Annotated in this window: 7 protein-coding genes and 2 pseudogenes; 5 read left to right on the top strand and 4 right to left on the bottom strand. The window is 71.2% G+C overall.

Annotation, left to right across the window (positions count from 1 at the left end; genetic code table 11):
• Nucleotides 1-11: 11 nt before the first annotated feature.
• The 4 genes and pseudogenes from ACFXAE_RS35715 to ACFXAE_RS35700 form a co-directional block, all read right to left on the bottom strand.
• Nucleotides 12-1,133, bottom strand: a pseudogene (locus ACFXAE_RS35715) (polysaccharide biosynthesis protein); the annotation flags it as partial.
• Entirely contained in the window at nucleotides 1,130-2,410 is a 1,281-nt protein-coding gene (locus ACFXAE_RS35710; RefSeq protein WP_384723736.1) for a glycosyltransferase family 4 protein, read from the bottom strand. The pseudogene ACFXAE_RS35715 and the gene ACFXAE_RS35710, both read right to left, overlap by 4 nt.
• Nucleotides 2,400-3,716, bottom strand: a complete 1,317-nt coding sequence (locus ACFXAE_RS35705) for a nucleotide sugar dehydrogenase (RefSeq protein ID WP_384723733.1) — start codon at nucleotides 3,714-3,716, stop codon at nucleotides 2,400-2,402. The genes ACFXAE_RS35710 and ACFXAE_RS35705 overlap by 11 nt, the downstream gene beginning before the upstream one ends.
• An 82-nt stretch (nucleotides 3,717-3,798) precedes the next feature.
• Nucleotides 3,799-5,277 (bottom strand): sugar transferase, encoded by a 1,479-nt coding sequence (locus tag ACFXAE_RS35700; RefSeq protein WP_384723730.1) that lies wholly within the window; start codon nucleotides 5,275-5,277, stop codon nucleotides 3,799-3,801.
• An 891-nt stretch (nucleotides 5,278-6,168) separates the two neighbouring features.
• On the opposite strand from ACFXAE_RS35700, the gene ACFXAE_RS35695 reads away from it, so the two are divergent.
• The 5 genes and pseudogenes from ACFXAE_RS35695 to ACFXAE_RS35675 all read left to right on the top strand — a co-directional run.
• Nucleotides 6,169-6,699 (top strand): 2'-5' RNA ligase family protein, encoded by a 531-nt coding sequence (locus ACFXAE_RS35695; RefSeq protein WP_384723727.1) that lies wholly within the window; start codon nucleotides 6,169-6,171, stop codon nucleotides 6,697-6,699.
• Between the two features lie 51 nt (nucleotides 6,700-6,750).
• Entirely contained in the window at nucleotides 6,751-7,203 is a 453-nt protein-coding gene (locus ACFXAE_RS35690; protein ID WP_384723725.1) for a hypothetical protein, read from the top strand.
• 167 nt (nucleotides 7,204-7,370) lie between these two features.
• Nucleotides 7,371-7,910 carry an ATP-binding protein gene (locus ACFXAE_RS35685; protein WP_384723722.1) on the top strand — a complete coding sequence of 180 codons (540 nt, stop codon included), beginning with the start codon at nucleotides 7,371-7,373 and terminating at the stop codon, nucleotides 7,908-7,910.
• Nucleotides 7,907-8,365 (top strand): Fur family transcriptional regulator, encoded by a 459-nt coding sequence (locus ACFXAE_RS35680; protein ID WP_384723719.1) that lies wholly within the window; start codon nucleotides 7,907-7,909, stop codon nucleotides 8,363-8,365. Before ACFXAE_RS35685 ends, ACFXAE_RS35680 begins: the two co-directional genes overlap by 4 nt.
• A 160-nt stretch (nucleotides 8,366-8,525) precedes the next feature.
• Nucleotides 8,526-9,076: pseudogene (locus ACFXAE_RS35675) on the top strand (serine/threonine-protein phosphatase); the annotation flags it as partial.

The following is a 9,076-nucleotide window of genomic DNA, read 5'->3' as shown; positions in this document are numbered from 1 at the left end:
ACGGGCCTTTACACCCAAACCCCCACACTCCGCAGCAGCGTTACGCCCCGGGCCTGGCCGACGAGCCGCCCGGCGGCCGGGGGGGCGGTCTCGTCCCCGTCCGGGACGACGACCAGCAGCCGCCGGGGAGCCGGCAGCCGGTCCCGGAGGCGGGCGCACACCCGCCGGTAGCGGATGCGCCGGCCGGCCTCGTCGCCGGACGTCCGCGGGGCGGGTACGTCCCACCGGACGTCGACGCCCAGGAGCCGGCGGATCCGGGCCCGCGGGCCATGGTCCTCCGGCCGGTGCGCGGGCCGTTCATCAGGCACGTCGACGGTCCCCAGCAGCGCCGAGCCCAGCGCCGCGGCGATCTCCGGCTCGGTGCGCAGCCGGCGGCTCATCCGTGCGGCGGCGAGATGGCCGACGACCGCGAGCAGGAAGAACAGCAGCGCCCCGCCGGCGACGAGCTGCGTCCTCGTCGGCGGTGTCTCACCGGCCGGACGGGCCGCCGGCCCCATGACGACCATGCCGGCCTTGCCGCGGGCCGGGTCGGCCTGGTCCAGCTTGGTGACGGCCTCCTGGAGCGCGGTGCGCAGCTTCACGAGCTCGGTGCGGGTCTGCACGCTCTCCACGGTCCGCCCGGGATCGGCGGCGTCGGCCAGCTCGGTGATGCGGCGGCTGGTCCGCACCACCAGCTGCCGCAGCTCCTCGGGCCGCGCCGCCGCTTCGGAGCCGGTGCCGTCGCCCGCGATCCGCGCGGCGAAGGTGACGAACTGCTGGACCACCTGGTCGGAGAGTCGCTGGGCGCGCTCCGGGGTGTCGGACGTGCCCGAGATCTCGATGATGTTCCCGTCGGCGGCCCTGGCGCTCACCCGGTCCTGCAGCTCGCTGCCGCTGACGCCGGTCCAGCCCAGCGCGGCGGCCGCCCGGTCGAGCACCACCGAACTGGTCGCGATCTCCGTCTGGGTCAGCAGCTCGCGCTCCTCCCACGCTCCCGGCAGCAGTACCGATGCCGACGTCGTGTACCGCGGCGGAAACAGCAAGGAGGTGCCGTAGCCGACGAGCGCGCCCACCACGGCGAGAACGGTGAGGAACCGCCGGCGCCGACGGATCATCCGCCCGATCGTGACCAGGCGTATCGTGTCGTCGCTCAACGGCGCGGCCTTCTCCCTGCCCGGTACGGAGCGCTTGCCGACACCGGAGCGTGGTCACGGCAGGCGGCGGCATAGGCGGCGAGCAACGACGCCTGCGAGTTCCGCCAGGAGAGCGGTCCGCCGATCCGCTCCTGGCCGATCTCGCCCATCCGGGCCCGCTGCTCCGGATCGTCCAGCAGCAGCGCGATGAGCTTCGCGAACTCGGCCTCGTCGTTGGCGGGCGCGTACACGGCGGCGTCACCGGCGGAGACCCGCGCCTCCTTCAGGTCGAACGAGACGACCGGCCGGCCCATCACCATGTACTCCAGGACCTTGTTCATGGTCGACACGTCGTTGAGCGGATTGTGCGGGTCGGGGGAGAGGCACACGTCCGCGGTGGACAGGTAGCGCACCAGGTCGGCGTCCGGAACGCGCCCGGTGAACTGCACCTGCTCCGCGAGCCCGAGCCGCCGGGACAGCTCCACCATCGCGTCGAAGGTGTCGCCGGCGCCGACGAACACCGCGTGCCAGTCGGTCCGCCCGAGCTCGTCGCGCAGCTTCGCCAGGGACCGCAAGGCGTAGTCGACGCCGTCCTGCGGGCCCATGACACCGAGGTAACAGAGCAGATGGGGCTTGCCGCGCTTCAGCTCCGGCTCGGGCGGTACGGGGTGGAACCGCTCGGTGTCGGGCGCGCTGCGCACCACGAAGACGTCCGCGGGCCGCCGGCCGCCACGGCGCACCGCGACGTCCCGGTAGCTCTCGTTCGTGGCGAGCACGACGTCCGCGGCCCGGTAGGTCATCCGTTCCAGCGCGCACACGCCGCGGTAGAGCAGGTCCTTGCCGCGGCCGAACCGGGAGAGGTACAGCTCGGGTACCAGGTCGTGCTGGTCGAACACGAACCGCGCGCCGCGCCGCTTCAGCCACAGGGCGGGCAGGAACAGCAGGTCGGGCGGGTTGCAGGCGTGGACCACGTCGACCGGGCCGACCTTCCGGGCCAGCCGGACCGTGTGCCACAACGCCGATCCGTACTCCCGCAGATAGCCGGCCGGCCCTCCGGTGGCGGCGCGCAACGGGTAGCGGTGGATCCGCACCCCGTCGATCTCCGCCTCCGGCTCGGTGTCCCGCTTGCTCCCCTGCGGACAGATGACGTGCACCGTCCAGCCCGCGTCGCGCAGCGTCGTGCACTCCTGCCACACCCGCCGGTCGAACGGCACCGACAGGTTCTCCACCAGGATCAGCGCGCGCCGGTCCGGCCGGTCGCCACCGGCTCCGTCACCGAACGATGTGTCACCAAGCAAGGCCCACGTACCCCGGTTCGGCCCGGCGCGCCTCGGCGTCGGGAAGGCGGACGAGATCGACGATCAGCGGGCCCCCGCCATGGGGGAGCGCCGACAGCACGGCCGGGTCCCTGGTCCCCACCAGGCACACCTCGGCGTGCTCGAGCACCTCCTCGACGGAGTCCGCGAGCAGCTGCGCGAGGTGCGGCAGCCGGGTCTCGACGTACTCGCGGTTCGCGCCGAGCAGCCGGGACAGGCTCACGTTGGCGTCGTGGATCCGCAGGTCGTAGCCCTTGCCGAAGAGCCGCTCCGCCAGCTCGACGAGCGGGCTCTCGCGGAGGTCGTCGGTGCCGGGTTTGAAGGACAGCCCGAACATTCCCACCCGGCGCTTGCCGGTGCGCTCGACCAGCTCCACGGCGCGCTGCAGATGGTCGGAGTTGGAGGGCAGTACGTGGGAGAGGATGGGCACCGAGACGTCGGCCCGCTGCGCCGCGTGGACCAGGCTGCGCAGGTCCTTGGGCAGGCAGGAGCCGCCGAAGGCGAAGCCGGGCCGCAGGTAGGCGGGGCTGATGTTCAGCTTGCGGTCGGCCAGGAACACGTCCATCACCTGGTGCGAGTCCACGCCGAGCGCCTGGCACACCGCGCCCAGCTCGTTCGCGAAGCCGATCTTGAGGCCGTGGAACGCGTTGTCCGCGTACTTGATCGCCTCGGCCGTCGGGACCGGCACCCGGAACACCTCGCCGGGCAGGCCTTCGTACAGCGACGCCACCACATCGCCGCTCGACGGGTCGAGTTCGCCGATGACGGTCTTGGGCGGATCGAAGAAGTCCCGCACGCTGGTGCCCTCGCGCAGGAACTCCGGGTTGACCGCGACCCCGACGTCCACCCCGGCCGTGCCGCCGACGTACTTCTCCAGGATCGGCACCAGCAGGTTCAGGCAGGTGCCCGGGAGCATGGTGCTGCGGAACACCACGGTGTGCCGCCCGCCCCGCTCGGCCAGCGCGGCGCCGATCTGCTCGGTGACCCGCTCCAAGTACGTGGTGCACAGGCTGCCGTTGGGCTCCGACGGCGTGCCCACGCAGACCAGCGACACCTCGCTGCCCATGATCGCCTCGCGGACGTCACGGGTGGCGCGTAACGCCCCGGTCCCCACGACCTCGGCGATGAGCTCGCCGATCCGCTCCTCGACCACCGGGGCCTTGCCGTCGTTGACCAGGTCGACCTTCACCTGGTTCACGTCCACCCCGATGACCTCGTGACCCATGTCGGCCAGGCACGCGGCCGACACGCAGCCCACGTAGCCGAGCCCGAAAACGCTGACTCTCATGACCCGTTCCTCCCCCCAGGCAGGCCCTCGCGGCCTGCGGTCCGCGCGTCTGCGGGACCGTTGGATCGCGGTCCCCGGCGCATCAGTAGGCCCCCTGCCCGTGGAGCACCGCACGCAGCGTCTTCCACAGGATCACCGTGTCCAGGGCGAGCGACCAGTCCTCCACGTACCGCAGGTCCAGCCGGACCGCCTCCTCCCACGACAGGTCGCTGCGTCCGCTGATCTGCCACAGTCCGGTGAGTCCGGGCTTGACCAGCAGCCGCCGCCGGATGTCCGGGCCGTACGCGGCGCACTCCTCCGGCAACGGAGGCCGCGGACCGACGAGCGACATCGATCCGGTGAGCACGTTGAAGAGCTGCGGGAGCTCGTCGATCGAGTACCGGCGCAGCACCGCTCCCACCCGGGTCACCCGCGGATCCCGGCGGAGCTTGAACAGCAGGCCGGCGCCCTCGTTGCGGTCGGCCAGCCCGGCACGGGCCCGGTCGGCCCCGACGACCATGGTGCGGAACTTGAGGATGGTGAACTCGCGGCCGTCCTTGCCGACCCTGCGCTGGCGGTAGAACGCCCCACCCCGGCTGGTCGCCGGCACGAGCAGCCCGACGCACACCATCAGCGGCGCGAACAGCAGCAGCAGGATCGCGGCGCCCGTCCGGTCGACGATCCCCTTGACCACCCGGCGGCCCCCGGTGAAGGCCGGCATGCTGACCCGCAGCAGCGGGATCCCGAGCACCGCGTCGATGTGCAGCCGCGGGCCGGCCACCTCCATCAGCACGGGGGCCACGACCATGTCGGCGTCGCTGCCTTCGAGGTTCCAGGCCAGCCGTTGCAGCCGCTCCGGTGACCAGTGCGGATCCGGTGTGACCGCGACGACACGGTAGCCGTCGCGGCGGACGTGGCTCGCGACGTCCGTCAGTGGGCCGACGACCGGCACTCCGTCCAGTTGGTCACCGTCGGGCCCGCGACCGTCCGTCGTGCACACCGCGTCCACCCGCCAGCCGAGGTGCGGGAACTTGCGGGTCCGGGTGATCAGGTCGCGCACGGTGTCCGGGCTCCCGGCGGCGAGCACCGGTCTCAGGCACTGTCCTTCCTTCCGCCGTCTGTGCAGCCCGAGGCGCAGCAGATACCGAGCGGTCATGGTGACGATCGCGATCGCGGGGACCGCGACGAAGATCCAGAGCTTGATGTTGCGCGAGGTGAGGGCGATTCCGCCGAGCGCCAGTACGACGGTCGCCGCGAACAACGAGCGGCCGAGCCGGCGGAATTCCTCGGCGCCCTGGCCGAGCACGGCCGGAGCCCACGACCGGCTCACCGCGAGCGCCCCCAGCACCAGCAGCCAGGTGCCGAATGCGAGAATTCCCCATTTCTCGTGCCAGTTGGCCGCGTCCCGGGCACCGAAGAAGTTGCCGATCGCCGCCACCACGAAGGCCGTGGTCACGGTATCGCTGGTGATCACGGAGCGGCGGTACCGCTGCTCCCAGTCGATCGCGGGCCGGCCGATCGCCCCGTTCGCCAGACGCCCGCGCGCCGACGGAAACGGGCTGAGTAATCCCCCTTGCCGCACAGAACCCCCCAGGTCCCCAGTGGTTCGACGTGTTCGCCTAGCACTGTTCCTCCCCCCGGGAGGCCCCCGCCCCCCGTGCCGCGCTGTTCCTCCCCCGGGAGGTCCCCGCCCTCCCGGTCATGACATTCCGGCTGTTTCAGAACTGGTCGAACAACCCACCCCGGCGGCAGCTCATGAGCATGTCCTGCCGGACTCCCCAGGTGCGCGGGAACCCGTCGAAACCCCGGGCGCTCCCCGCGCCCAAGGTCTTTCCCGGGCTCCGGTAATCGATCACCCTCACGTCCGGCGCGGGGGACGTGAACACTGGCTTTCCATAGCGCCGGACCTAAAGATCATTATTGGTCGCCTCGTGTCCGAACGGCTGAAGCAAGGTCAATCTAGACCATCGGAGCGATTATGGAGAGGGGTTGTGTGGAATTTGTGTTCAGCTTTGGGACTGGATCCGCCGATCGGTGACCGATCATGGGCGCCCTGACGCCACCGCGCGTTCCGGCGGGTCTTCTGCGGCGCCCGGTTCGGTGACGACTTCTCGCCGTTCGTGCACTACGGCGGTGCATGCCGTGATGTCGGTCCAGGCGCTGATGGAGGGGGCGCGGACAGGAGCGGCCGGTACTCGAAGCGCGGGGCGAGCATGATCGAAGTTTTTACGCCCACGTGACGTTCGCCGACGCGCGGAGCCCGGCAGGAAGATCCGAAAACAGGGCCCGACTTGGGGTTCACCCCGCAGGGGCCCGGTTGCGCGCCTTCCCGATGACGCGTCATGTGAAGCGTGCGGCGTTCCTGGAACCCGGTCCCGAGGAAACGGTTCATGATTTTTTTTGCGCGCTCTGTCGTCACCTGATGGCGTGGATGCGGGCTGAATCCGCAGGCCCACGTGGGTAGGCTGCGCCGGTGCGCACAGTCGAGCTTTTGTTGGACGAGGCGGCGGACCTCGCGGTCCGGGAGGCCTGGCGGCGGCTCGCGGATGCGGGGCTGCCCAGTCAGGCGCGTCATCGCTCACCGACCAACAGCCCGCACCTGACCCTGGCCGCCTGCCCGGAACTGACCGCTCCGATCCGCTGGGAGCTTGCCGAGGTGGCCGCCGCCCTGCCGCTGCCGGCGCGGGTCACCGGCGCGGTCCGCTTCGAGCGGCCGACCTCGGTGCTGGCCTGGGCGCTGCACCTCGACTCCGCTCTGGCGGCCCTGCACGGCCGGGTGTGGGACGCGGTGGCCTCGGACAGTCCGCCCGGGACCCTCAACCCCCTCCACGCCCCCGCGTGCTGGAGCCCGCACATCACCCTCGGTCGTTCCCGGCGGGCCGGTGCCTTCGCCGGCCCGCGGGTCTTCGAGCTGCTGCCGGTACCGCCGTTGTCGGTCCGGCTCACCACCCTGCGCAGCTATGACACGGAAACGGGCGCCTTGGAGATGCTGGAACCCATGTAGGGTGCCCCTCTCCCCGCGCATGGCCCCTGAACAGGCACTTTGCTGCTTCAGGTGGTCACGGAAAGCCCGGACCGCGTGGCGTGGCGCATGCTCCACCTGGTCTTCCCCCGGCTCTCCGCACCGCTCGTGCTGCTCTCCCGCTCGGCGGAGGCCGGGAACATCGGCCTGCTCGCGCCGCGGGACGAGAACGCGGTGCCGCGCCGCCGGCTCGGCGTTCGGCCGCGCGGTACCTGGCCGGGCAGCGGGGTACCTGCCGCCCTTGCCCGGCGCCTGCCGAGCAGGCTGCGCCGAAACCGCCCGGGCATCCGGCTCGCCCGAAACCCCATGGCCGGCCTCGGCGGCCGCGCCACCGGCTTTCGCTCCCTGCCGCGTGACCCGGCAGCCGCTGCACCCAGGCGTTCGACGCCGTCTTCCCCGGGCGGCGGATCCAGCGCCACGACGTCCTCGGCGGGCTCATCCACCAGTACCGCAACGCCGCCTGACGAAGATCACGAGAGCTGGTGAGTGCCCGGGCCGGCCCGTATACGTGTCTGGGAACCTCATAGGCGGCAGTGTGCACACCAGGAACTGTGGGGAGTCATGAAAAAGGATGTCATCCACAGACTTGACCGATTCAAGAAAAGGCGTACGGTCGTAAGGGAGATCGAAACCGTCCTCGAAAGCGCGCTTTTATGGATCGCACAGCTCCCCGGAAAACCCTCCCGGGTGGAACGATCGCCGATACGGCCATCCCCTGCCCTCAGCGACCGGCTGCCGCCCTGCCGTCCGGTGGGGTGGCCGGGACCCGCGTGGAATCGTTCGTGGGCGGGCCCTGGTCCCTGCCGTGGTCGCCGACCGCGTGCTCCTCGGCGAGGAGCGTCATACGCGACGTGCTGCGGCAGTGGGGGCTGGACGACCTCGTACCGACCGCCGAACTGCTGGTCAGCGAACTGGTGAGCAACGCACTGCGTCATGGCTCCGGCCCGCTGCACCTCACCCTCGAGCGGGTGTCCGGCCTTCGCTGTCTGGTCAGCGACGGTACCGCGGACCTTCCCCGTCCGGTCGAGGCGGGCCCGGAGGACGAGTGCGGTCGCGGACTCACCCTCGTGGACATGCTGGCCGCACGCTGGGGCTGTGAGGGCGGGCCCGAGGGCAAGAGCGTGTGGTTCGAACTCTCCGGCGACCCCTGCGCCCCCGGTCTCGACGGTGACGCGAAGGGCGAGGCGGCATGACGACCTCCGGCACGGTTGACGAACCGATGGCGCTGGCCGCCGAACGGCTGCGTACGGCGGGTATGCGAGTGACCGCTCCGCGTATGGCGGTGCTGATGGCCGTCTCGGACTCGGGCGGTCACCTCGACGCCGACACCCTGCGTGAGCGCGCTCGGCGGATCACCGGCCGCCTGTCTCTGCAGGCCACCTACAACGTGTTGCGCGCCCTCACGGACGCCGGTCTGATCCGATCCACCCAGATCGCGGGTCACCCCACCCGCTACGAGACCGAGCGCCACGACAACCACCACCACTTCGTGTGCCGCGCCTGCGGTTCCATCCGCGACGTGGAGTGCACGGTGGGCGCGGCACCCTGCATGGAGCCGCGACTGCCGGAGGAGTACGACACCCAGGAGGCCGCCGTCACGTTCTGGGGCCTGTGCCCCGGCTGCCGGGCCGCGGCGCCGCTTTCCTGACGGAACCCGCCCTCGTGGCCCCATGGCGTGCGAGCAAGGCCCGTGCGCCGCGCGCCGCCGTCCGACTGTGCCGGAAAACCGTACGAGTGGCTGATCACCGGACACGAGTACCTGCACTGTCACGAATCGATGCCCGTGTCGTCCCGATATGATCAATTCTGTGATCAGCTCAGGAAGGCTCCGGCGCCGCCCTCGTCCGAACGGTGGCCAGTGGGAGGCCGTGCTGTTGTCACCGGTGATCGTCACCCTCCTCATCGCCGGTCTGGCGGTCTCCACGCCGAGGGAGATCGCCTTCAGTCGCCTGCTGCCCGCGGCACCCGCCCTCGCCGCCGCACTGTGGCCCGTGCTCCCGACGGTCCTGCTGGGAACGTTCTGCCTGCTGGTCATGGTCGGCCTCAGCTTCATCCACTCCGATCTGGGAACCCCGTACACGGCAGCCGCGATCACCGCCGTCACCTTGGCGGCCGCCTACGCGAGCCATCTGCGACTCCAGCGGGAGGAGACGCTCTTCCAGGTCCGGCTCGTCGCCGACGCGGCGCAGAAGGTGCTGCTGCGGCCGCTGCCGCACCGAGTCCAGGATGTCGAGATCGAGTCGCTGTATCTGGCGGCCCAGGATCAGGCCCGGATCGGGGGCGACTTCTACGAGGCCGCCGGCACGCCGTACGGAGTCCGGCTGCTCATCGGCGACGTGCGCGGCAAGGGCCTGTCGGC

It is taken from the genome of Streptomyces sp. NPDC059454, from assembly GCF_042749965.1.
Taxonomy (GTDB): domain Bacteria; phylum Actinomycetota; class Actinomycetes; order Streptomycetales; family Streptomycetaceae; genus Streptomyces.
The sequence above is the reverse complement of the archived record's forward strand: the minus strand, read 5'-3'. Positions and strand labels throughout refer to the sequence as shown.

Coding starts and splice junctions, on each gene's coding strand:
- ACFXAE_RS35705 (WP_384723733.1), bottom strand. CDS start 3,716: ATGAGAGTCAGCGTTTTCGGGCTCGGCTACGTGGGCTGCGTGTCGGCC.
- ACFXAE_RS35685 (WP_384723722.1), top strand. CDS start 7,371: ATGGATCGCACAGCTCCCCGGAAAACCCTCCCGGGTGGAACGATCGCC.
- ACFXAE_RS35680 (WP_384723719.1), top strand. CDS start 7,907: ATGACGACCTCCGGCACGGTTGACGAACCGATGGCGCTGGCCGCCGAA.